At 53.0% G+C, this 19,740-nt stretch carries 26 protein-coding genes; 12 read left to right on the forward strand and 14 right to left on the reverse strand.

Features of this window, described 5'->3' with window-relative positions:
* Positions 1-10 precede the first annotated feature (10 nt).
* Genes NUS69_RS02250 through NUS69_RS02260 form a run of 3 tightly spaced genes read left to right on the forward strand, consistent with a single transcriptional unit; the run spans position 11 to position 2,258 of the window.
* A complete protein-coding gene (locus NUS69_RS02250; protein ID WP_258084242.1) occupies positions 11-862 on the forward strand; it encodes an ABC transporter ATP-binding protein in 852 nt (283 codons plus the stop codon).
* Positions 859-1,557 (forward strand): ABC transporter permease, encoded by a 699-nt coding sequence (locus NUS69_RS02255; RefSeq protein WP_258084243.1) that lies wholly within the window; start codon positions 859-861, stop codon positions 1,555-1,557. Before NUS69_RS02250 ends, NUS69_RS02255 begins: the two co-directional genes overlap by 4 nt.
* Positions 1,554-2,258: an ABC transporter permease gene (locus tag NUS69_RS02260; protein WP_258084244.1), complete on the forward strand. Its 705-nt coding sequence runs from the start codon at positions 1,554-1,556 to the stop codon at positions 2,256-2,258. Before NUS69_RS02255 ends, NUS69_RS02260 begins: the two co-directional genes overlap by 4 nt.
* 53 nt (positions 2,259-2,311) lie before the next feature.
* Here NUS69_RS02260 and NUS69_RS02265 read toward each other — a convergent pair whose 3' ends face one another.
* Positions 2,312-2,962 carry a peroxiredoxin gene (locus NUS69_RS02265; RefSeq protein ID WP_258084245.1) on the reverse strand — a complete coding sequence of 217 codons (651 nt, stop codon included), beginning with the start codon at positions 2,960-2,962 and terminating at the stop codon, positions 2,312-2,314.
* Between the two features lie 223 nt (positions 2,963-3,185).
* Positions 3,186-5,096: a molybdopterin-dependent oxidoreductase gene (locus NUS69_RS02270; protein ID WP_258084246.1), complete on the reverse strand. Its 1,911-nt coding sequence runs from the start codon at positions 5,094-5,096 to the stop codon at positions 3,186-3,188.
* A gap of 172 nt (positions 5,097-5,268) precedes the next feature.
* On the opposite strand from NUS69_RS02270, the gene NUS69_RS02275 reads away from it, so the two are divergent.
* The 3 genes from NUS69_RS02275 to NUS69_RS02285 are packed head-to-tail and all read left to right on the forward strand — an operon-like array spanning position 5,269 to position 7,925.
* Positions 5,269-6,612 carry a hypothetical protein gene (locus NUS69_RS02275; protein ID WP_258084247.1) on the forward strand — a complete coding sequence of 448 codons (1,344 nt, stop codon included), beginning with the start codon at positions 5,269-5,271 and terminating at the stop codon, positions 6,610-6,612.
* A 10-nt stretch (positions 6,613-6,622) separates the two neighbouring features.
* Positions 6,623-7,291 carry a hypothetical protein gene (locus tag NUS69_RS02280; RefSeq protein ID WP_258084248.1) on the forward strand — a complete coding sequence of 223 codons (669 nt, stop codon included), beginning with the start codon at positions 6,623-6,625 and terminating at the stop codon, positions 7,289-7,291.
* A 4-nt stretch (positions 7,292-7,295) separates the two neighbouring features.
* Complete coding sequence (locus NUS69_RS02285) at positions 7,296-7,925, forward strand: hypothetical protein (protein WP_258084249.1); 630 nt, start codon at positions 7,296-7,298, stop codon at positions 7,923-7,925.
* A gap of 342 nt (positions 7,926-8,267) precedes the next feature.
* On the opposite strand, the gene NUS69_RS02290 is transcribed toward NUS69_RS02285, so the two are convergent.
* The 11 genes from NUS69_RS02290 to NUS69_RS02335 all read right to left on the reverse strand — a co-directional run bounded on the left by NUS69_RS02290 (position 8,268) and on the right by NUS69_RS02335 (position 14,418).
* The gene (locus NUS69_RS02290; RefSeq protein ID WP_258084250.1) at positions 8,268-8,834 is read right to left on the reverse strand and encodes a DNA replication complex subunit Gins51; all 567 of its coding nucleotides are present in this window, start codon (positions 8,832-8,834) and stop codon (positions 8,268-8,270) included.
* Between the two features lie 36 nt (positions 8,835-8,870).
* A complete protein-coding gene (locus tag NUS69_RS02295; RefSeq protein ID WP_055429273.1) occupies positions 8,871-9,620 on the reverse strand; it encodes a DNA polymerase sliding clamp in 750 nt (249 codons plus the stop codon).
* A 2-nt stretch (positions 9,621-9,622) separates the two neighbouring features.
* Positions 9,623-9,787, reverse strand: a complete 165-nt coding sequence (locus NUS69_RS02300) for a hypothetical protein (RefSeq protein WP_162840163.1) — start codon at positions 9,785-9,787, stop codon at positions 9,623-9,625.
* A complete protein-coding gene (locus NUS69_RS02305) occupies positions 9,784-10,116 on the reverse strand; it encodes a transcription factor S (RefSeq protein ID WP_258084251.1) in 333 nt (110 codons plus the stop codon). Before NUS69_RS02305 ends, NUS69_RS02300 begins: the two co-directional genes overlap by 4 nt.
* 62 nt (positions 10,117-10,178) lie before the next feature.
* A complete protein-coding gene (locus NUS69_RS02310; protein ID WP_258084252.1) occupies positions 10,179-10,400 on the reverse strand; it encodes a hypothetical protein in 222 nt (73 codons plus the stop codon).
* A 42-nt stretch (positions 10,401-10,442) separates the two neighbouring features.
* Positions 10,443-10,607, reverse strand: coding sequence for a hypothetical protein (locus NUS69_RS02315; protein ID WP_258084253.1), 165 nt, complete (start codon positions 10,605-10,607; stop codon positions 10,443-10,445).
* Positions 10,604-11,068 carry an immunoglobulin-like domain-containing protein gene (locus NUS69_RS02320; protein WP_258084254.1) on the reverse strand — a complete coding sequence of 155 codons (465 nt, stop codon included), beginning with the start codon at positions 11,066-11,068 and terminating at the stop codon, positions 10,604-10,606. Before NUS69_RS02320 ends, NUS69_RS02315 begins: the two co-directional genes overlap by 4 nt.
* A 25-nt stretch (positions 11,069-11,093) precedes the next feature.
* Positions 11,094-11,525, reverse strand: a complete 432-nt coding sequence (locus tag NUS69_RS02325; protein WP_258084255.1) for an immunoglobulin-like domain-containing protein — start codon at positions 11,523-11,525, stop codon at positions 11,094-11,096.
* A 310-nt stretch (positions 11,526-11,835) separates the two neighbouring features.
* Positions 11,836-13,125, reverse strand: a complete 1,290-nt coding sequence (gene glyA / locus NUS69_RS02330) for a serine hydroxymethyltransferase (protein WP_258084256.1) — start codon at positions 13,123-13,125, stop codon at positions 11,836-11,838.
* Between the two features lie 106 nt (positions 13,126-13,231).
* Positions 13,232-13,492, reverse strand: coding sequence for an aromatic amino acid transport family protein (locus NUS69_RS11700; RefSeq protein ID WP_308686517.1), 261 nt, complete (start codon positions 13,490-13,492; stop codon positions 13,232-13,234).
* Complete coding sequence (locus NUS69_RS02335) at positions 13,462-14,418, reverse strand: aromatic amino acid transport family protein (protein WP_308686518.1); 957 nt, start codon at positions 14,416-14,418, stop codon at positions 13,462-13,464. The genes NUS69_RS11700 and NUS69_RS02335 overlap by 31 nt, the downstream gene beginning before the upstream one ends.
* Before the next feature lie 147 nt (positions 14,419-14,565).
* On the opposite strand from NUS69_RS02335, the gene cobB reads away from it, so the two are divergent.
* Genes cobB through NUS69_RS02365 form a run of 6 tightly spaced genes read left to right on the forward strand, consistent with a single transcriptional unit; the run spans position 14,566 to position 18,095 of the window.
* Positions 14,566-15,321, forward strand: a complete 756-nt coding sequence (gene cobB / locus NUS69_RS02340; protein WP_258084257.1) for an NAD-dependent protein deacetylase — start codon at positions 14,566-14,568, stop codon at positions 15,319-15,321.
* On the forward strand, positions 15,318-15,728 hold the full coding sequence (locus tag NUS69_RS02345) for a DUF3783 domain-containing protein (RefSeq protein ID WP_258084258.1): 411 nt from the start codon (positions 15,318-15,320) through the stop codon (positions 15,726-15,728). Before cobB ends, NUS69_RS02345 begins: the two co-directional genes overlap by 4 nt.
* Positions 15,729-15,763: 35 nt before the next feature.
* Positions 15,764-16,492: a TIGR02253 family HAD-type hydrolase gene (locus NUS69_RS02350; protein WP_258084259.1), complete on the forward strand. Its 729-nt coding sequence runs from the start codon at positions 15,764-15,766 to the stop codon at positions 16,490-16,492.
* The gene (locus NUS69_RS02355; RefSeq protein ID WP_258084260.1) at positions 16,449-17,030 is read left to right on the forward strand and encodes an ASCH domain-containing protein; all 582 of its coding nucleotides are present in this window, start codon (positions 16,449-16,451) and stop codon (positions 17,028-17,030) included. Before NUS69_RS02350 ends, NUS69_RS02355 begins: the two co-directional genes overlap by 44 nt.
* 40 nt (positions 17,031-17,070) lie before the next feature.
* Positions 17,071-17,637, forward strand: a complete 567-nt coding sequence (locus NUS69_RS02360) for a phosphatase PAP2 family protein (protein ID WP_258084261.1) — start codon at positions 17,071-17,073, stop codon at positions 17,635-17,637.
* A complete protein-coding gene (locus NUS69_RS02365; RefSeq protein WP_258084262.1) occupies positions 17,634-18,095 on the forward strand; it encodes a COG2426 family protein in 462 nt (153 codons plus the stop codon). Before NUS69_RS02360 ends, NUS69_RS02365 begins: the two co-directional genes overlap by 4 nt.
* A 13-nt stretch (positions 18,096-18,108) precedes the next feature.
* On the opposite strand, the gene NUS69_RS02370 is transcribed toward NUS69_RS02365, so the two are convergent.
* Positions 18,109-19,608 carry a PEGA domain-containing protein gene (locus NUS69_RS02370; RefSeq protein ID WP_258084263.1) on the reverse strand — a complete coding sequence of 500 codons (1,500 nt, stop codon included), beginning with the start codon at positions 19,606-19,608 and terminating at the stop codon, positions 18,109-18,111.
* Positions 19,609-19,740: the final 132 nt, after the last annotated feature.

Below are 19,740 nucleotides of genomic sequence, written 5' to 3' on the forward strand. Positions count from 1 at the left end.
TGGTGAAACCATGCCCGTCATTGAGGTTGAGAACGTTAGGAAGTACTACGGCGAAGTCAGGGGCGTTGATGGACTGAGCTTCTCCGTTGAGGGGGGCGAAATCTACGGCTTTCTCGGGCCGAACGGGGCGGGAAAGACCACGACGGTAAAAATTCTGGTGAAGATTATCAAGGACTACAGGGGCACCGTGAGGGTCTTCGGAAAGGACCTCAGGGAATGGGGGAAGGATTATTACAACAGAATCGGCGTCTCCTTCGAGTTTCCGGCAGTCTATTCAAAGCTCACCGCCCTGGAAAACCTTGAGTTCTTTGCGAGCTTTTACAGAAAGCACCTCGATCCTCTAGAAGTCCTCAAGGTTGTCGGGCTTGAAAGCGAGGCGGATAAGCTCGTCTCCGGCTTCTCCAAGGGAATGAAGAAGAAGCTCGATCTGGCGAGGGCTCTGCTCCCGGATCCGGAAATCCTCTTCCTTGACGAGCCCCTCGAAGGCCTCGACCCGGCGAGCGCGAGGAGGATAAAGGATCTGCTCCTTGAGATGCGTGAAAGCGGGAAGACCGTCTTCCTGACCACTCACAACATGTACGTCGCTGATGAACTCTGCGACCGGGTTGCCTTCATTGTGGACGGAAAGATAGCCCTCGTTGGAAATCCGGGCGAGCTGAAGGTGAGGATGGGCAAGCGGGTCATAAAAGTCGAGTACGTGGCCAGCGGCGACGTGAGGACCGCTGAGTTCCCGCTCGAAGGAATAAGTCAGAACGAGGAGTTCCTTGACATCCTAAGAAACTACGAGGTCGTGAGAATAAACACCGAGGAACCAACGCTGGAGGAGATATTCCTCAAGGTGACAGGGAGGAGGCTCGTATGAAGGGACTCCTGACCCTGGACGTCAAGCTGGGCATGAGGAGCTACGTTCACCCGGTTTACCTGCTCGTGGCCCTGGCTTATGGCATCATGCTCGCGGTTCTTCCGGAGGAATACCTATCCAAGGCAGTTCCGCTCTTCCTGATCCTTGAGCCGGGCATGGTGGGGTTTGCCTTTGTCGGAACGGAGATATTCGCGGAGAAGAAGGACGGAGTGATAGGGGCGTTGGCCGTTACCCCCATCGACTGGAGGGATTACATCATCGCCAAGACGCTCTCTATGATGGCCCTTTCACTCGTTGCCGGCGCGATAATATTCGGCCTTGGCACCCGCTCCCTCAGCGGTCTTCCCTATGTCTTAGCCGGCACGCTCCTGCTCTCGGCCGTTTACACCCTCCTTGGAATAGCGGTCTCCGCCAAATATCGCGATTTAGATGACTACTTCGTCCCCGTCCTTGGGGTCATGGTGGTCTCACTCCTGCCGTTCCTCCACCACTACGGCTACTTAACCGGTGGAGTGTGGAGGGTTCTCTACCTTATCCCGAGCTATCCGGCGCTCTACTTCTTCAAGGCGCCCTTCGAAGAAATCTCAACGAATACCCTGCTGTGGTCAGCGTTGACCCTGATAATCTGGAGTGGCGTGGCATACAACCTCGCTAGAATCCGCTTTTACAGGTATGCGGTGGAGGGGTTGAGATGAGCTTTGTGCGAAAATTTGCCGCCATTTACAAGACTGACCTCAAACTGCTCCGCAGGGACCCGATGCTCCTCTACAGCGTTGCCATGACGCTGATTCTCCTCCTCGTCGTCCGCTACTTCAAAGACCGCATGGGTGGATTCTACTACGGTATAGCCCTCTTCGTCCTGATATTCATTCCCATGATATTCGGTATGATCCCGGGCTTCATGATGGCCGACGAGAAGGAGGAGAAGACGGTTCAGGCTTTACAAGTCATACCGATTTCCAGCGAGGCGTTTCTGGTTTACCGTCTTACATGGGTTTCGCTGGTGACCGCGGTCTTTTCGGTAATAGCACCGGGCATCCTGGGCCTGGAAATTCCCTGGAAGGGAGTTTTAGCTCTGGTGGTTCTCTTCCTGCTGGAGGTCTGGATTTACGGATTAATCATCACCGTCTTCGCCGACTCACGGATGCAGGCACTCACGGTGTCCAAGGTCATCGGCTGGCTCCTGATCCTGCCGGTGGCGGTAAAGCTCGTTGTCCTCTGGAGGGATCTCTCAACGGACTGGAGCGTGCTCACGGCCTTCCTGCCAACGTACTGGACGTACAGGGTCTTTGAGGGCGTCCTGAGAAGCGACTACGGCGACTTTCCGGTGGCGGTGGCCGTTCACCTGGTCTGGCTCGTTCCGTTGGTGGTGCTCTTCAGGAGAAGGGTGCTTTAGCCCTTTTTACTTTGTGAGAAGATGAAAAGGGTAGCTAGGAAAAGAGAAGAAGCTCACTCAAGCTTCTTGTGGCAGAACCACCAGTCGTAGCACTCGATCTCGCCCTTGGCCTTGGCCTCTTCCCTGGCCTTGATGTCCTCAACACTGGCCGCGGGCGGGACGATGGCGCGGTCGCCGATGAGCTCGTTGTTGGGCCACTTGTGCGGCAGGGCAACGCCCTTCTCAGTGCTGGTCTTGAGGGCCTTGACGAGCCTGAGTATCTCGTCCCAGTCCCTGCCGACCTCGGCCGGGTAGTAGACTATGGCCCTTATTATCCCCTTGTCGTCGACTATGAAGACGGCCCTCGCGGTTATCGTTGCACCGCTCGGGATCATGCCGAGCTTCTCGGCGAGGTCGCCGCGGTCGTCCGCTATGACCGGGAAGGTTATTTCCTCGCCGAGGTTCTCCTTTATCCACTCCATCCACTTCAGGTGGCTGAAGACCTGGTCAACGCTGAGCCCTATCGGCTCGACGCCGAGCTCCCTGAACTGGTCGACCCTCTTCTGGAGGGCGTAGAACTCGGTGGTACAGACCGGGGTGAAGTCGGCCGGGTGGCTGAACAGCATGAACCACTTGCCCTTCTCGGTGAAGTACTCCGGCAGCTTTATCACTCCGTGGGTGGTCTTGACCTCAACCTCCGGGAACTTTTCTCCTATGACGACCATCTCCCATCACCTCTTCCTTTTTCTGTATCGTCTTCAGTATAAACCAATCGGGTTCGAATATATAAATTTTTTGGTTTGTTTAACATGAAAATATTGGCAGATATTCGAAGACTATAATAGGTGTCCCGAACGAGTATCGAGGGGTTTCATCAATTTATTGTTATTTTGTAACTAAAATTCAAAAAGAGTTTGTCAAAAATCAACCGTGTGGGGGAGTTATTGTTCAGATTCTCCTCACATCCACCCACGTTGAATGATATGCCGAAGCGTTTCCGTATTTTTCGACGGTTTTATCGGCCGTCAGAAAGTTGGCGTTCCATCCGAGAATTTTAACCCAGAACGCCTTGTAGAGCAGAACGACTCCGGGTGGAACGTCATCGCTGAGCCTTGCCCTCGTCCGTATTCTGCCGTTTCCGTTGAAGACCTCAACGGCGTCGTCGTCCTTGATTCCTCTCTCGGTAGCGTCGGAAGGGTTGATGTAGAGACTTGGGTCAACCATGCCGTAGGTGTTATGGTACTGGCTCGTTATCATCATCCTATGGGTTGGTGTTAAAAGTCTCAGCGGGTACTTCCCTCTCAGCTTCCGGTACTTGGGGAACGGATCCAGACCGCGCTCAACGGCGCGCTGGGAGAGGAACTCGATCTTCCCGCTCGGTGTCTCCCATTTTCTCGGCTTTTCCGGGACTTTGACGAAGCCATTCCTTTTCAACTCCTCCCAGTTCAGACCGTTGATTTCGAGGACTTTTCTGATAACCTCCTCGTCGCTCTCGTAAAGGTGGGGCTCCTTTATCCCGAGGGCCTCTGCCAAAAGCCTCGTTACCTCGCTGTTACTCTTGCCGTAAAGCCTCGCAACGGGCTCGTTAAGTGCAACGTAGCGGTGGTAGTAGCTGTCCGCTATGTCAAGGCGCTCAAAGAATGTGTTTGCGGGCAGAACCACATCGGAATAAAGGGCTGTATCAGTCAGAAAGATGTCATGTGTAACCACGAATACGTCGCTTTCTCTCAAAGCCTTCCTCAGCCGGTTCTGGTTCGGCAGGCTCGCGAGGGGGTTGGAGTTGTAGAGGTAGAGGAACTTTATCTCTCCCCTTTCGATATACTCGGCCAGCTTCATCTGAGGGATTCTCTTGGCGGGTTTGGTTCGCAAAAAGGCTCCCTCGGCGTAGCTCTTATCTATCGTCTTCATATCGTAGATGAAGCCGAAGCGATGGCCCACCAATGCCGGGAGGATTGCTATCGCCCTGACCGCTTCCCCACCGGCCAACGACCTTTGAAAGCCGTAGCCTATGTGAATTACCCCCTTCTTGTCCGTGAATTCCCTCGCGAAGTCCTCTATCTCTTCAATGCTTATCCCTGTCTCTCTGCTTACATAATCAAGCGATAATGTTTTTACATAATTCTTGAATTCTTTAAAACCATAAACATTCTCGCGGACGAAGGCCTCATCATGGAGCCCTTCCTCGATTATGACCTTCGCGACTCCCAGGGCAAAGAGTACGTCGGTGTCTGGCTTTATCTGGAAGAACCTGTCGGAACGTTTGGCCGTTTCCGTTCTGACGACGTCAACCGTCCATATTTCGAGGTTGTGCCTCTTCGCCAGGGCAAAGCCGTGAAGGTTCGTCCAGAAGGCGTTTATCCCCCAGTAAACGATTAGCCTCTGGTTTTTGAGCTCCTCGGGGTCCATGCCGATTGCAGTTCCGTAAATGTCCCTTAACGCTTCTTGCCCTGCTCTGTCGCATATGCCGTAGTCGAGCATAGCCGTGTTAAGGTAGTGGAAGAGTCTCAGCGGGAAGGCGTAGTTGACCACACCTCTGTCCCCGGCGTACTGATAAACCAGGACGCTCTCGCTCCCGTACTCCTCGATGGCTTCCCTCAGCTTTCTGGCAACAAGGCCGATTGCCTCATCCCAGTCAGTTTCCCGAAACTCACCGCTCCCGCGTTCGCCGGTTCTTATGAGCGGATTTTTAATGCGGTCTTTTGCGTGAAACCACCTCGGCAGAAGCGCCCCCTTTGGGCAGAGGAAACCGGCAGTTATCGGGTGTTTGGGGTTCCCTCTAACCGTGAGTCTTCCGTTTTTGACTTCGGCCACCATCGAGCAGGTGTCGTAGCAGTCCCTCATACAGACGGAGAAGGGCATTATGCTCCCCTAAAGATGGACTGTGTGAGATATAAAAACCTTTGCTCTCGTCCCCTAATGCGAAACGTTGAGTCAGTGTATATTTTTACTTTTGTTTTCAACTTTGGATTTACGAAATTCTTTTAAGTCTGGATTATTTGTCCATGATTGAAAACTTTCTGGGGTGGTAAGGTTGAACCGCCGGATGGTTGGAGCTTTAATTCTCCTGCTCGTGTTGACGCTGCCCGAAGCCGCGGCTCTCTCCCTGCCGTGGTCCGGGCTTCCCGTCCTGGGGACGAGTTCGGGAGCGTATCCAATCCGCCTCGACGGCGTTGAGCAAAGCGGCAACATTGCGATCGTTACCTGGAATGTTCCACCGAACTGTTTGACTGGCTACGGAACGGTCCTCATCAGCAAGGATGGGGAGAGAATCACCGAGCGCGTCAGCCTTGGCCGGCTGAAGCCCTGGGGCAAGAAGGTGGCGGTCTTCCTCAACGTCAGAGAACCGATTTACGTTAAACTGCGCATCACCTCCGGAAACGGCATCTTCATGAGTTCATGGGTAAGGCTAACACCGGAATCCACGCCGAGATTCTTCCCAACCGGCTACACGGTAACCTATCCAGCACAGAAGGGAGAGATAAGGCCTCAATTCTTTCAGGCTATAGGTGCGTTAATAGTTATCGGGCTAACGATATGGGATGCTTATGATACTTACAAGACGTGCAGAGATTACGGCACGGATTCAATGGAATGTAAGGTTCAGGGGACACTTTTCATCGTTGGCGTTGCAGTTCCAGGTGACGAGGAATTAAAACTCGTCTCAAAACTCGGCAAGAAATTCGGAGTGACGGATGATATTTACAGGATTCTCAGGAAGGCCAAAATAATAAACCATGCCGACGAAGTCGTTGAAAGGTTCACCCACATCTTCGATGACATCGTCAAGCACGGTGATGATGCCGCGAAGGCCCTCGACGACCTCGTCAGGACTGGAGTTTCAACGGAGGCAGTTGAAGAGGCCGTTAAGCGCGGGGCGACAATAAAAGGAGTCAAGGAAGGGGTTGAGAGGTTTGCAAAATCAACATCCCCCATAAAGAACTCTTACGGGTACACTATCATCATAGAGAGGGGCAATGAGAGATATGGCCTGATTCACGGCTGGCTAAGGCATGTACATGGCTATGGGATGGACTATAAAAGAGAGACATCGTTCTTCCCAATGGGACAAGAGATAGTGTACTATGTTAACGGTCAGAAGAAAATCATGAAACTCCCTAAGACAATACAGTCTCCGGAGGAACTGCACAACGAGATTGTACGACTAACAAGGCAATATAAGGACCTGCTGAGGCCCAGCATGGAATCTCGCCCAGGTACAATTATTTTAACCAAGCCGTCTAACCTCCCAGGAATAACTGAAATAACCTTAGTCTTTAAGAGAAGTGGAAGCACATATAAACTTATTACATTCTGGCCAGAGAGTGGAAGTGCAGTATGGATATACAAGAATGGTAAGTGGATACGTCGTCCATGAGGTGATCTCAATGTCCTTCCCGAAGTTCAGATTTTCTGGAAAGCACCTGAAGGTGGAAGTTGGACCACCTCCCCTCGGGCTCTTGCCCGAGTGCTTTTTTGGCTTTTTTTCAGTTATTACGGTTGATGGTGAGCCATTGTTTGGGGAGGTTATTGGGAACCACATAGAATCTGATGAATGCGGCCTCGAAATAGTTACTGAGCTTATGCAGGCTACTCTCTGTCTGTTCAGCCCAAGGATGTCCCTTAATCCGTACTGTGCAAAATGTTTCAACCCTCCTGCAGAGATGGAATGTGAACACTTCCTCTCTGGACGTAAAGAAATCCTTTGTACTGCTTACTGTGTAAGAATCGGTCGCAATTATTATTTATTCACCCTTGAAAACAGAATCCTCGCTGTGTATTATGAGATAAATGAACACCAGACAGTTGGAGACATTGAAGTCGTTGTTCCAGTTGAGAAAGTTCTCCGACTTCCATTTAGGGAATTTGCTGAGGACATAATAGATATGGCAGAAAGCTTCTGGAACTACTTACTTTCAAACGTGGAGGACATTGACAAGTTCCTGATATCGTCTGGATGCGAGGAGTGGATTATCACAGAAAAAGACCTCGTCAGATACAAAAGTCTCCTCACGACTCTAAAATCTATCTACTCGGAAAAGACAAATTTGGGGTGAGATTATGGAGCTGCAACTAAGGGGCAGGTTCTTTGAAATTGTTGCACATCTGCCTGAAACCGGAGTAAATTGCAGGTACCCATTTAAGGTTTCACTAAAAATCGGAGATGTCTTGGTTACCCCTCAACAGGGAGGAGTTTTCGGGGATTTGTTTGGGCTGGTTAGAGATCTTGTCAGGCTGAGCATCTGCCTCCTTGGGGAAGGGAAATGTGAGGAGGTTGAAAGAGATTCTTTCCTCTTCTGGAGGGACATGGCTGTTGAGGCGGGCTTTTATAAAGCGGATGAAATTCCCATAGAAGACGTCGTTGCGGGAAAGATAAAGATACACTCGGCCAACTTAATGCTCCGGGACTGCGTCTTTTCCTTCAGGCCAGTGGAAAATCATTTAAGGATTCACTTCAAATGTGGCAGCCTTGTCCATGGCCAACTGGAGATACTAACTAAAGATTTTGTTCTTGATGTTCTTAACTTGTCCGAAGGGTTTCTAAAGTTCCTAATGGAAAGTTTGGAGCGCATAAATAAGCAGTTGGAAAAGAACGGATGCGAATGGCCTTTTATCATAACCAAAGGGGAATTGCTTGGATTGGAGGAGGACGTGCAGTATCTCAAAAAAATCTTAAGCAGAAAACATTGAACCGGTTAAACTAAAAAGAAATAACAAAAGGGAACCGAGAAAAGCGGACTGCTTCACGCCTTCCTGAGGCACGTGTGGGGGTATGAAATGACAAGTCCAAGAAAGCCCGTTACTACTTTCTGGCCTTTGGGTCAGAAAATCATTGTAAATGATAAGGCGAAGCAGCTGCCAGGACTCTTTGAGGACAAGAGAGCTGAGGAAATTCTCTAACAGAGTGTAGAATGAGACAAATCCGAAAAAGCTACTCATAGTGATATTCAGAATTCAATAGCAATTGTCTTTTCACAACTGGAAGGCATGCATATTGTATAGGACTTCTCAATAAAGGTCTTTTAAAAACTCTTATGGGGCAATCCTTATCCTTTCTGCGGCTTCCCTCTCCACAAGAACCTTTCCAATGCTTCTCGGAATAATAACGAGGTCTCCGGCCCGGAAGGGGCCGTACTCCTTAAGCTCCGGGTCGAGTATCCTGGGCAGGTCCACTTTGATTATGTACGCTTCCTTGGGAGCCTTCTTCCTGAAGGAGTCTACCTCTTGGACCTCTTCCTGAACTTCAGCGACCTCTTCCGGAACTTCCGGCAGCTCTTCACGCTCTATGAAGGCCCTCAATACGGTGAAAATCCGTCTCTCCTCCTCGGTCATTCCGTAGGGAACTCCCTCGACGGCGAGGTCAACGATTTTATGGAGCCTGATTTTGATTATCTCGCGCATGAGCTTTTCTGCTATGCTCAGCTGGGCGAGATAAAGCCTCTCCTCGACATCCTCGCCCCTCTCACGGGAGCTCTCGGCGCTGAGCTTGAGGGCCTTGATAAGACTGTCGAACTCGCGGTAGAACTCCCCGTCTAGTTCGGTCAGTTCCTGGGAGGAAAGCTCCGCCTCAAGCAGTTCCCTGAGCTTGACGATGTCCACGCTCCCACCAGCCTAGGAAATTGAGAGAAAAAGAAATCAGTCCTCAACGCGAGGAGCGAGGAGGAATATCAGCTTGCCCTCGTCCCTTATCGGGTACTCCATCTGGAGGGGCATCTCGTTTCCGAAGCGTATTATAACCTCATCGGCCTTGCCGATGCCCTTTATCATGTCGGCCAAATAACTTATTCCATAGGCACTCTTCGTTTCTTCCTCGACCTCAAGGTCGAGCAGGCCTTCATCCTCAAGGGTAAGCTTTATTTCGACCTCATTCGTTTCTCCCTCGGCCTTCATGGTGAACTCGTTCTCGGTGGCGATGAACTTAAGGGCGTCGCTGACGAGGGAGGCATCCTTAACGGCCTCCTTGAGAACCTCGCCGAGGACGACAACCTTGGCTGTGAACGGAAGCTCAGGAAGGTCAAGCTCAAGCTCTTCAACCTCGATAAGCGGGAGCTTGAAGGTTCTCTTGGCGGTTCCCTCAAAGGTAACCTCAAGGAAGTTCTCGTCACCCTTCCTGAGGATGAGAGTGTCCTTGTTCTTGCCGCGCTTGAGTATCTTCTTGAAGTGATCCATGTTGATTCCTATGGTTTCCTCTTCCTCGACCTCGTACTTGGAGAAGATGCTCTCGGGCAGGTTGAGGTCAATGAGAACGACCCTGCTCGGGTCCATGGCCCTCATCGAGATTCCTTCCTCTGTTATCTTGAAGGCGGCTTCGTCAATGAGGTTGCTTGCAGTTGCAATAAGATCGGCGAAATCCTTGGCGCCATCAAAAACTATCTCGAACGGCATCTTTATCCCTCCTTTAATATATCGAGCATCAGCCTAACCCTTTCTTTGCCGCGGAATAAATAAGCTTTTCCGTTGTCGGTGTCGGGTATCCTTTTATAAGCTTCCTCAAGCTCCTTCAGGGCCTTCTCCGCGAGCTTTCTGAGGGTTTCACGTTCCAGTTCGTTCACTCGTAGGACCTCCAGACTTGGCCGCACTTGGTGCACCTGTAGAATATCGTGCTCGGCTCGTCGCCGGCCCTTGTCTGCATCTCCCACCAGTAAGCTGTATCGTTGCCGCACTTGGGGCAGGTAACTTTCGTCGTTGGGAGCGTCTTGACGTCCTGCTCGACGACAATGATGCCCTCGTCGGGCTTGTGTTCGACCTTCTGTTTTATAACGGTCTTCTCCCGGTCCCTCTGTTCATCAAACGGCTCTTCGTGGCCACATGAGCGACAAACCCAGACCTTCCTTTTCCGATCCGGGAGCATCAGGTTACCGCACTTTGGACAGAACTTCATCTTTCTCACCCCTTTAGCCGAGGGTTCGGTATGTGGCAGGAGAATAAAAAGTTTTGCCAAAGTTAGCCAAGAATTTCAAACTCCACACTCGCGTTCGTGCAGCCGAGAGGCAGACCGCAGATTTCCTTAACGAGCCTGTACCTGCCGGGAGGAAGGTCAGGGTAGGGACGGGGTTCTCCGGGGGATTCGTTTTCCGACAGATATTTCAGGGTAACATTCTCCTTCCAGGAGTGGAACGGCGGGAGGTCGTAGAGCCTCGCTATAAAGAAAAATGGAGTTTTCATTTCAACCCAGCTCCCGTTCTCCCACCGGTAGATGAGGTAGCCCTAGCCGAAGTAGATGGGCGTTAGGCCGACGTTCCTTATCGTCAGCTCCGCCTCTTCTCCGACTGAATACGTGCGCTTATCGAGGCTTATCATGAAGTGTGGCCCGGTCAAGCCCCAGATGAGGATCACCAGGACGACAATTCCGGCGCTCCTCTTCCACTTCATCCGACCACCTCAAACCCGGAAGAGAGCCTTATCTCGTCGCTTCTGCTCCCGCAGCGCCCCCTGTCTATGATGACGGTCTTCTCTATGCGGTATCTTCCCGGTGGCAGTGGTTCGAGCTCCCCGCTCCTCAGAACCGCAAGCTGAACAGCCTGACTCCAGTTCTTTCTGGGCTCTATGGAGTATCCGATTCCCGTAAATGTGAATCCGAGTTCAATCTCCTTCCATTTGCCCTCCTCCAGATGGTAGAGTCTGTAAGAAGCACCCACGAGGAGCGTCTCGCTCCCCGTGTTCCTTATAGTCAGGATGAGGTCCTCACCGGGTTTGTAAACGGTTTTATCAAGTTCAAGAATGGCCCTCGCCTCTCCGGGGGAACTTTCCATGTTGGCACCAAGTCCGGCGTAGAGGGCGACCGTGATACCAATGAAGAATATAAAAAGGCCCAGGAAAACTTTGATCCTCATCACTAGTCCCCTGAAGTGCTTTTCACTATTCCCTGATATCGAACTCAGCCTCTGCCTTAACCGTCGTGCCCTCAAGGTAGACCTCCTTGACTATCTTGTAGTGCCCCGGTTCGAGGTTGAGCCGTGAGAGGTCCACCTTCTGCTCCCAGCTCTTCCCGGGCTCTATTACGACGGCGATCTCTATGAACATGAGGTTCACAGGGACTTCCTTCCACGCCTTCCCCTCCAGCTTGTAGAGCTTGAAGTGGTAGCTGGCGGTGGCGTTAGTACTGGCGTTGTTGATGAGCGTGATGACCATGGTGTCACCGGGAGAGTAAGTGACTTTGTCGAGCTCCAAGGAAACCCCGTTGTCGTTTTGGAGGTTCTGCTTTCCGGTGCTCTCTTCGTCGCTCAATGTCATGTAGTATCCAGCCGGAACCAGCAGGAGTATAAGCAGGACGGGAACTATCTTCCTCATGGCCATTCCCCATAGAAAAGTTGACTCCGACCTTCTTAACGGTTGCTAACGCTTCAAAATGAGTGGAAGTGATTGTATCCAGCTTATTTTAGCTTCTTATTTGAACGGGCGGCGTCATACACAACACACCCATCATTGGAAGACCAACACCGCCTTAATTGGCTGGAAAGGGCTGCTTATAACCTTTTCTAAAACATGCTCCAGCAGTATTTTTTCAATTTTGGTGAGAAAGCGGAGCGTGTTGTTCCAGTCCCGAGATATCAAGTTTCAGCTTGAAAAGTAACCGATAAAAAAGAGGATAGTTGGAGATTCACTCCCTGAGCGGCAGGCCATAGTCGAAGGAGTAGTAGACCCTCTGGAAGTTCTGCCTGAAGTAGAAGACGTCGCGCTCGACCTTCTTCGGATCCTCCTTGTCGATGAGGACGCGGCGGATGAACCTGGCTATCTCCTTCATGTCGTCCTCCATCATTCCAACCCTCGTCATCTCCTGGACGCCTATCCTGAGACCGCTCGGCTCGTTGACCTTCTCAAGCGGGTCCCAGGGCAGGAGGTTCTTGTTGAGGATTATGCCGGCCTCCTCAAGGAGCGGTGCTGCCCAGCCACCGGCCGCCGGGTGGAGGTCTGAAACGTCAACTATAACCTGGTGGCTCTCGGTGTAGCCCTTGTCCTCGCCGATGACCTTGAAGCCCTCCTCCGCCATAGCCTCGGCCAGGGCCTTCGCGTTCTTGACTATCTGGGCAGCATAGCGCTCACCGTACTCAAGCATCTCGGCGGCGGTGACCACCTTTCCGGCCATGTGGTGCAGGTGGTGGTTGCTGAGAACTCCCGGGAAGATGGCCCACTGGAGCTTGGCTATCTCCTCGGTTTCTCCAAACCTCTTGTAGATTATGACACCGCCCTGCGGTCCCGGGAAGGTCTTGTGGGTTGAGGCGGTGATTATGTCAACTCCTTCGCGGAGCGGATCCTGGAACTGCTTTCCGGCGATGAGGCCGAGAACGTGCGCTGCATCGTACATAACGTAGGCGCCGACCTCCTTGGCCACCGGAGCAAGCTCCTTGACAGGGTGCGGGAACGGGAAGAGTGAGCCACCGAATACGACTATCTTGGGCTCAAGCTCGCGGATGAGCTTTTCAGCTTTATCAACGTCAATGTTGAACTCATCGTTGTCGAATGGCCAGGTGTGAACCTCAAGCCCGCGCATTCCGGCGGCACCGAAGGGCATGTGGCTTATGTGCCCGCCGTGGCTGGTGTGAAGGACTATAGCCTTGTCACCCGGCTGGGTGAGTCCGAAGAAGGCTGCCTGGTTGGCGTTGGTTCCGGAAATCGGTCTTAGGTCGGCGAAGTCACTCCCGAAGAGCTTGGTGAAGAGTTCTACTCCAATCAGCTCGACCTCGTCAACGTACTTACAGCCCTGATAGTACCTCTGCCTCGGCCAACCTTCCGCATATTTGTGCATGAACCCGCTCTTAACGGCGCGGGTGACGCTGGGGGAGGTCACGTTTTCACTTGCGATGAGGTTTATCGTGTGGCTCCTCCACTTCTCGTGCTCCTCCAGAAAGTTCAGAACCCTATCGCGGTAAGCCTTGTATCCTTCAGCCATGGGAAACACCTCGATGGGGATTTGAACGGGGGGAATATAAATCTTACCTCATGTGTGCACGTGTTCAGAAATGTGCATCACAATACAGAAAAAAGGGCAGAAAGGCTCACTTCCGGAGCCTCGCAGCCAGCCACATGAGTATCGGCAGCACTATGAATGCCATCAGGTCGCCGGTGTCGCCTGCGAAGGCCAAGACATCGGCGAAGTTCCTGACACCGGCGAAGTAGAGGGCCGCCGGCGGGATGACCGTTAGGCCCCATGCAGCCTTCCTGCCCAGCCTCACGAACTCCTCGTTGTTGCTCTGCTGTGCCAATGCAATGCCTATGAAGCTCGTCGTTATGGCGAGCAGGGGTATGAAGTTGCCCACGAGCCAGCCAAGGCGTCCGTATATCTGCTCAAGCGCCTGAGTGGCAACCTGGGGGGGGTGGTTCTTCCAAAGACGAGCAGGAACGAGGCCATGAATATCGCGTAGATTGCAGTGGGTATGAGGAACGCCAGCACGAGCACCTTCTTGGTCTCCTCGTAGCTCCCCAGCCCCTTGTAGACGTCCGGAATGATCGTGTGGCACCCGAGGGCAAAGATTGCCACACCGGTTATGCTCAGCAGGCCACCCCACTCGACGTAGAGCGCTTTTTCCGGTTCCGCGTGCGGGAAGAGCATCGCGGTAACCGCTACGAAGAGGGCCAGCATGAAGTAGCTCATTATCAGCTCGGTCTTCCCGCTGGCTTCAAGTCCACGGTAGACGACAAAGGAGGCAAGCACCCAGAATATCGCCGCCCCGACCGTGTCGCTGACCCCGAAGAGGCTCGCAAATACGTGACCCATTCCGGCTATATAGGCGAGGATGGCGCCAAAGCTCATCAGGCTCACGCTCAGGTACATCAGCCAGCCGCCGGCCTTTCCGAGGGTCCTCTGGGCGATGGTGCTCATCTGGGCCCCACCTATTTCAGCGCTGAACTTGAGCACTATGAACGCCGTCGCGAGCATCAGGAGCATGACGCCCGTGAGAACCCCCAGTGCAGGTATCAGACCGACCTTGCTGGCCGCGTAGGGGAGTCCCAGAACTCCGGCGCCTATCTGGGTGCCGACGAGTATCGCGAGCGCCTCATTCTTTGTTATGCGTGCCTTGTCCACTCCTATGGTAGTCGTGCGTATTCCCCTTACGCCTTTCCTCTTGCGGATATTCTGGATGACAGTGAGCTTCTTGCGGCGCTGGGAGGCCAGCCTTGCCTGATAATACCTCCCATGTGAGGTTGCAACCTTCTCTCTCCTAACTCCCTCCGACACGGGCATTTTTCTCACCCCGATTAAATGTGCACATGAATACAATTTAAACCCTCGCACGGAAACTTGAATTGAGTCTCAAAGATTCTTCGGTTTGGGAAGGGGAAGGGCTCAAGACCGGGCAGGATTTTTAAGGAATGCCGAGTAGTTGGAACCATGATAGAGGAAGCCGCCAAACTCCTGGCCCGCTCAAGGTTCGCGATTGCTTTTACCGGCGCCGGAATCAGTGCCGAGAGCGGCGTTCCGACCTTTAGGGGATTCAACGGGCTGTGGAAGAAGTACAGGCCAGAAGAGCTCGCAACGCCCGAGGCCTTTCGAAAGGATCCCTACCTCGTCTGGGAGTTCTACAAGTGGCGCATGGACCTGATAAGGAAGGCCAGGCCAAACAGGGCGCACCACGCTCTGGCGGAGCTTGAGCGTATGGGCATCTTAAAGGCCGTTATAACCCAGAACGTGGACGACCTCCACCGCGAAGCGGGAACGAAAAACCTCATCGAGCTCCACGGCAACATATTCAGGATGAAGTGCACTTCCTGCGACTACAGGGAGGACCTGAAAGAAAGCGGACGCTTGGATGAGTTCTTGGCGGAGAAAAGCCTCCCAAGATGCCCGAACTGCGGCTCCCTCCTGCGGCCGGACGTCGTGTGGTTTGGGGAGCCGCTCCCGAGAAAGGCCCTTGACGAGGCTTTCAAACTCGCAGAGAGGGCCGACCTCGTTCTGGTCATAGGAACCAGTGGCATCGTTTATCCGGCTGCCTACATTCCCCAGATAGTCAAGGAAACGGGCGGAAAGGTCATCGAAATAAATCCCGATGAGAGCGGGATAACGCCCATAGCGGATGTTTTTCTGCGCTGTTCAGCCGTGGAGGCGATGGAAAAGCTGATGAGCAGGGTTGAGGTGTTGGTGGGATGAGCGGAAGGATTCTTCTGATAGGGTTCTCCAAGGAGGAGGTCAAAGCGCTCCGGGAATCGCTCCCAGTTCCCACCTTTGAGGTTCCGGAGTACTGCCGGGACTGGGTGGTCAGTGAAATCGTTGAGAAGGCGGAGAAGCTGAGCGGCTCAAGCGATTGGCACCTCAGGAAGTTCGTCATAATGCACGGCCTGGACAACGAGGCAATTAAGGGCGTCATAAGAACCGTCAAGGGACTAAACCTCGGCAGGATAATCTTTGCCACGACGACCGAGACTTCCCTAACCTGGAAGCTGGAAGACCTTCTAAACGAGCTTATCCGTGAAGACGAATACTTCAAGGCCATGCGCTGGGCACGGGAGGAGGCCGAGAAGAGAAGGGGCCCCTTCCTCGACATTGGGAAGGGTTAAATATCTTGAGCGAGTAGAGTGCGGTGGGTGAAGGGATGATAAAGGTCGTGTTCTTCGACCTGGATGATACACTTGTTGACACGAGCAGGCTGGCGGAGATGGCCAGACGGAACGCCATAGAGAACATGATACGCCATGGCCTGCCGGTTGATTTTGATACTGCTTACCAGGAACTGCTGGAGCTGATAAGCGAGTACGGGAGCAACTTTTCGAGGCATTTTGACTACCTGCTCAGGCGTCTTGACCTTCCAAACAACCCCAAATGGATAGCCGCTGGCGTCATAGCGTACCACAACACGAAGTTCGCCTACCTGAAGAGCGTTCGCGGTGCCAGACGGCTTCTCCTTGAGCTGAAGAAGACCGGCTATAAGCTTGGCATAATAACCGATGGCGACCCGATAAAGCAGTGGGAGAAGATAATCCGCCTCGAACTGGACGACTACTTCGACGGCGTCTTCATCTCGGACTACCTCGGCGTCAAGAAGCCGCACCCCAAGATATTCCAGAAAGCCCTGAGGAAGATGGGCGTCGAACCCGGAGAAGCCATGATGGTGGGCGACAGGCTCTATTCAGACATCTACGGTGCCAAGCAGGTGGGCATGAAGACCGCATGGTTTAAATACGGCAAATATGCTGACAGGGAGCTGGAGTACCTTGAGTACGCCGACTTTACAGTGGAGAGACTTGAGGACGTCCTGGATATAGTCAGGGGGCTGAACCTTGAAGAGGAAGAGCGTGCAGATAAGGAAGTTCATGCTGATTGACAGCGCCTACAAATCAAGAATCCTCCGGGGAGACAAGGTCACAACGATACGCTACGGCGACTACGAGGCCAGGCCGGGAAGCGAGATTTACCTGGTCATCACGCCGAGCGATACGGCTATAGCCAAGGTCAGGATAACCCGCGTCGAGAAAAAGAAAGTTAGGGAGCTCACCAACGAGGATGCCAGGCTCGACGGCTTCTCCGATGTTAAAGAGCTCCTTCGTGAGCTGAGCAAGATATACGGTGAGCTCTACGGCGACGACGAGGTTACGATAATAGGCTTCGAAGTCATCAAGCGCTTCGAGGACGGGATTCCGCTTAAGTGGCTCAAGGGCCTGAACTACCGCGAGCCGGTGGAGATAGCGAGGCTCTACCTTGAGAACTGGGAGAAGCTGAACCTCAACCGTGAGACGGACTTCATACTGCGCAGGATATACAACGAGGGACTCGGAAGGGCCGTTAGAACCTTCGGGCCAAAGAGGGTTCAAGGAGCTCTTCTCAAGGCATACCACGCACTCTATGGGGCTGGAATAATCTAGCAGAAAAGCTTTTTTACCGGTTTCACCTTCTTAAAGTGCTATGAAGCTGGAGAAAAACTTCCTCGCTCTGACCGTTGCGGTTATCGCGGTGCTGGCTCTTGAGGCCAGCGGTGCGTTCATTGGAATAAACGGATGGGTTAATTCGAAGCTCCCCCTGATAGATACTCCCCTGATGAACTTTCTCACGAGGTTTGGCGGCGACGTATTTCTGGCACTCTTTGTCGCTTTTGCAGTGTTGACCGAATGGAGGAAGAACGGCAGGGTCTCTCGGAGCACTCTCCTTTTCATCCTCGCCGTTGCCGTCGGCCTTGCCGCCGTCGGTGCACTCAAACTCATCTTTGCCGAACCGAGACCCAGGTCTTACGGTTCAGGAATCGGGGGCTACGCCTTCCCCTCGGGCCACGCCTTCCGTGCTGCGATAATAGCGGCCTACGGTTCTGACAGGTGGGGGAGGTACGCTCCTATCTTCTGGGCCTACGCCGTTGGAATAGCCCTCACGAGGCTCCTCCTCCACGTTCACTGGTTCAGCGACGTCCTCTTCAGCCTGCTCTTTGCCCCCTGGCTCTACCTCATGCTCAAATCACTCCTCGGAGGGAAGTTTGAATGAACGGCTTCCTTGAAGTCTTTCTGCTCTCCCTCGTCCCGACCTTCGAGGGGCGCTATGCCATAGTCTACGGCATCGGTATGGGCTATCCCCTATGGGAGACGCTCCTTGCCGCTTCCCTCGGCGTCCTGCTCCTTTCGCTGGCCCTTCCCGCCCTGCTCCCCTACATAGACAGGCTGATGCTCTGGCTTGAGGGAACCTTCCTCAGAAAGGTGGCCCGCCTCTACCTCTACTACGTCGAGCGCGTTCGGAGAAAAGCCCACCCCTACGTTGAGAGGTGGGGCTTCATCGGACTGACGATATTCGTGGCGATACCGCTCCCCGGGACGGGCGTCTGGACCGGAGCTTTAGCGGCCTATCTCCTCGCCATAGAGAAGAGGCAGACGGTTCCGGCTTTAATCCTCGGTGGGCTTTTGAGCATGGCGATAACACTGTTGCCTGCCCTGGGCTTGTTCGGGTAAATAAGGAAATGCTTTAGAGTTTCCGGGCAATAACCACCGCAACAGTCACGAGCACGATGCCGCCGAGTACGTATGCCACTGTGCCCGAGATGGGGAATCCCCTGGAATTCCCGTTGGTGGAATTTCCCTTGGGGATATCCTCATGGTTCTTTATCCTGGGGTCAAGCGAGTACTTCCTGCCGCTAAGGTCTGTGAGCGATGCCGAGATGACGCCGCTGTCTCCCGCACTGGCCCTGATCACGGTTTCATAGTCCCTGAACCCCTCCTTCCTGAACACCAACGTATGAGTTCCGGGGGTTAGTGTGATGTTGCAGGGCGTTATGCAGGCGGTGGAATTCCCATCGATGTAGAGGTTGGCTCCCTCTGGAACGGACACTACCTCAAACTTCGGGTACGGTGAGAGCGTGAGATTCAGGATTAAGCGCTCTCCAGGCGACAGGACCACTTTTCTGCTCTTGGACACAAAGCCTTCCGCAGTTCCTGTAACCTCGTGTTCACCGGGAGTTACGTTTAGAACGCATCTTCCTGCACACACGGCTTTACCGTCTATAGCCACCTTCGCGTTTTCGGGGTACGTCGTTATAACGAGTGTTGAATTCAGGAGGGTGCCGTTTTCTGCATCCCTTTGATTTTCCTCTGTCCAGTGACCACCCTCAGATGTGCTTTCCAGCCCGTTGGGAAGGTTCCGGTACTCCGGAGGCAGACCGTAGACAATCTTCAGCGATATTGCCTGAGTTAGCGCGGTGAAGTTAACGCCAATCTCGGCTCCATTCACAGGTGGATTCACAATAAAGCTGATACGGGGAGTGAGTCCCGCAGTGGTGGTAACGTTGGAGGCGAGTGTTATGTTGTACCTCTGGATAGGGTTGAGCCTGAAGTCCACGCGCCTGCTGTTCATATCAAAGCCGTATCCCGGGGTAGCGTTGGTTATTATCGGCACGAACAGCTTTATGGGTGTCCTTAGTACGTTGTAGCTGGCGCCGAAGACGAGAACGGCCGAGTCCTTGGGGTGGGAGTCCATTTCAATCTCCCTGTACTCCGGGACATAGCTTGTCCAGTTGAGAAAATGACCGACCGATGCCCATCCGTCCTCTATCCCGTACATCTCCACGAGATAGTACTCTCCACAGATTTCAACAGGGGTTCCGTTGGGCAGGAGGAAGTAGCCATCCCCATTGGGGTTCTTCATGAGTTCAAACACCAGCCCGCGTCCGTTTATCGGGCCGTAGGTTGCCACCATGCATTCAAGGGCAGGTTCAGGGCCTTTGAGTTGTGGAGGAAGATTGATCGGCGGGCCGAACTGCACTTCAACAGGAGTGGCTCCTTCGGCCAGTATTGATTTTTCTACTTGGTCACCCTTCACCTTCACTATGGTTGTCAGCCCCTCTTTGATTAGAACCGGGATTTTCACGTCCAGCCCATTTATCTTTATAATCAGGGTGTAGTTCTCACCCTCTTTCGATGCAGGGAGTTCCACCCACGCCGGTGCTGTGAAGTTTATCCGTTCTTCCACGATGAAAACACTTGCGCCAGAATCCGAGTCCACGACCAATACGCCGTAACCGCTTTTCGGAAGCGCACTAACACTCCCAGTCGCGATGGAGAGCAGAAACATCATGCTGATCAGGATTGCGATCTTTTTCAT

It is taken from the genome of Thermococcus thermotolerans, assembly GCF_024707485.1.
In the GTDB taxonomy this organism is placed as follows: domain Archaea; phylum Methanobacteriota_B; class Thermococci; order Thermococcales; family Thermococcaceae; genus Thermococcus; species Thermococcus thermotolerans.

Coding starts and splice junctions, on each gene's coding strand:
- NUS69_RS02255 (WP_258084243.1), top strand. CDS start 859: ATGAAGGGACTCCTGACCCTGGACGTCAAGCTGGGCATGAGGAGCTAC.
- NUS69_RS02305 (WP_258084251.1), bottom strand. CDS start 10,116: ATGAAGTTCTGTCCAAAGTGCGGTAACCTGATGCTCCCGGATCGGAAA.
- NUS69_RS02360 (WP_258084261.1), top strand. CDS start 17,071: ATGAAGCTGGAGAAAAACTTCCTCGCTCTGACCGTTGCGGTTATCGCG.
- NUS69_RS02315 (WP_258084253.1), bottom strand. CDS start 10,607: ATGAAGTGGAAGAGGAGCGCCGGAATTGTCGTCCTGGTGATCCTCATC.
- NUS69_RS02250 (WP_258084242.1), top strand. CDS start 11: ATGCCCGTCATTGAGGTTGAGAACGTTAGGAAGTACTACGGCGAAGTC.
- glyA (WP_258084256.1), bottom strand. CDS start 13,125: ATGGCTGAAGGATACAAGGCTTACCGCGATAGGGTTCTGAACTTTCTG.
- NUS69_RS02325 (WP_258084255.1), bottom strand. CDS start 11,525: ATGAGGAAGATAGTTCCCGTCCTGCTTATACTCCTGCTGGTTCCGGCT.
- NUS69_RS02365 (WP_258084262.1), top strand. CDS start 17,634: ATGAACGGCTTCCTTGAAGTCTTTCTGCTCTCCCTCGTCCCGACCTTC.
- NUS69_RS02335 (WP_308686518.1), bottom strand. CDS start 14,418: ATGCCCGTGTCGGAGGGAGTTAGGAGAGAGAAGGTTGCAACCTCACAT.
- NUS69_RS02265 (WP_258084245.1), bottom strand. CDS start 2,962: ATGGTCGTCATAGGAGAAAAGTTCCCGGAGGTTGAGGTCAAGACCACC.
- NUS69_RS02260 (WP_258084244.1), top strand. CDS start 1,554: ATGAGCTTTGTGCGAAAATTTGCCGCCATTTACAAGACTGACCTCAAA.
- cobB (WP_258084257.1), top strand. CDS start 14,566: ATGATAGAGGAAGCCGCCAAACTCCTGGCCCGCTCAAGGTTCGCGATT.
- NUS69_RS02285 (WP_258084249.1), top strand. CDS start 7,296: ATGGAGCTGCAACTAAGGGGCAGGTTCTTTGAAATTGTTGCACATCTG.
- NUS69_RS02345 (WP_258084258.1), top strand. CDS start 15,318: ATGAGCGGAAGGATTCTTCTGATAGGGTTCTCCAAGGAGGAGGTCAAA.
- NUS69_RS02310 (WP_258084252.1), bottom strand. CDS start 10,400: ATGAAAACTCCATTTTTCTTTATAGCGAGGCTCTACGACCTCCCGCCG.
- NUS69_RS02320 (WP_258084254.1), bottom strand. CDS start 11,068: ATGAGGATCAAAGTTTTCCTGGGCCTTTTTATATTCTTCATTGGTATC.
- NUS69_RS02280 (WP_258084248.1), top strand. CDS start 6,623: ATGTCCTTCCCGAAGTTCAGATTTTCTGGAAAGCACCTGAAGGTGGAA.
- NUS69_RS02350 (WP_258084259.1), top strand. CDS start 15,764: ATGATAAAGGTCGTGTTCTTCGACCTGGATGATACACTTGTTGACACG.
- NUS69_RS02295 (WP_055429273.1), bottom strand. CDS start 9,620: ATGCCGTTCGAGATAGTTTTTGATGGCGCCAAGGATTTCGCCGATCTT.
- NUS69_RS02270 (WP_258084246.1), bottom strand. CDS start 5,096: ATGCCCTTCTCCGTCTGTATGAGGGACTGCTACGACACCTGCTCGATG.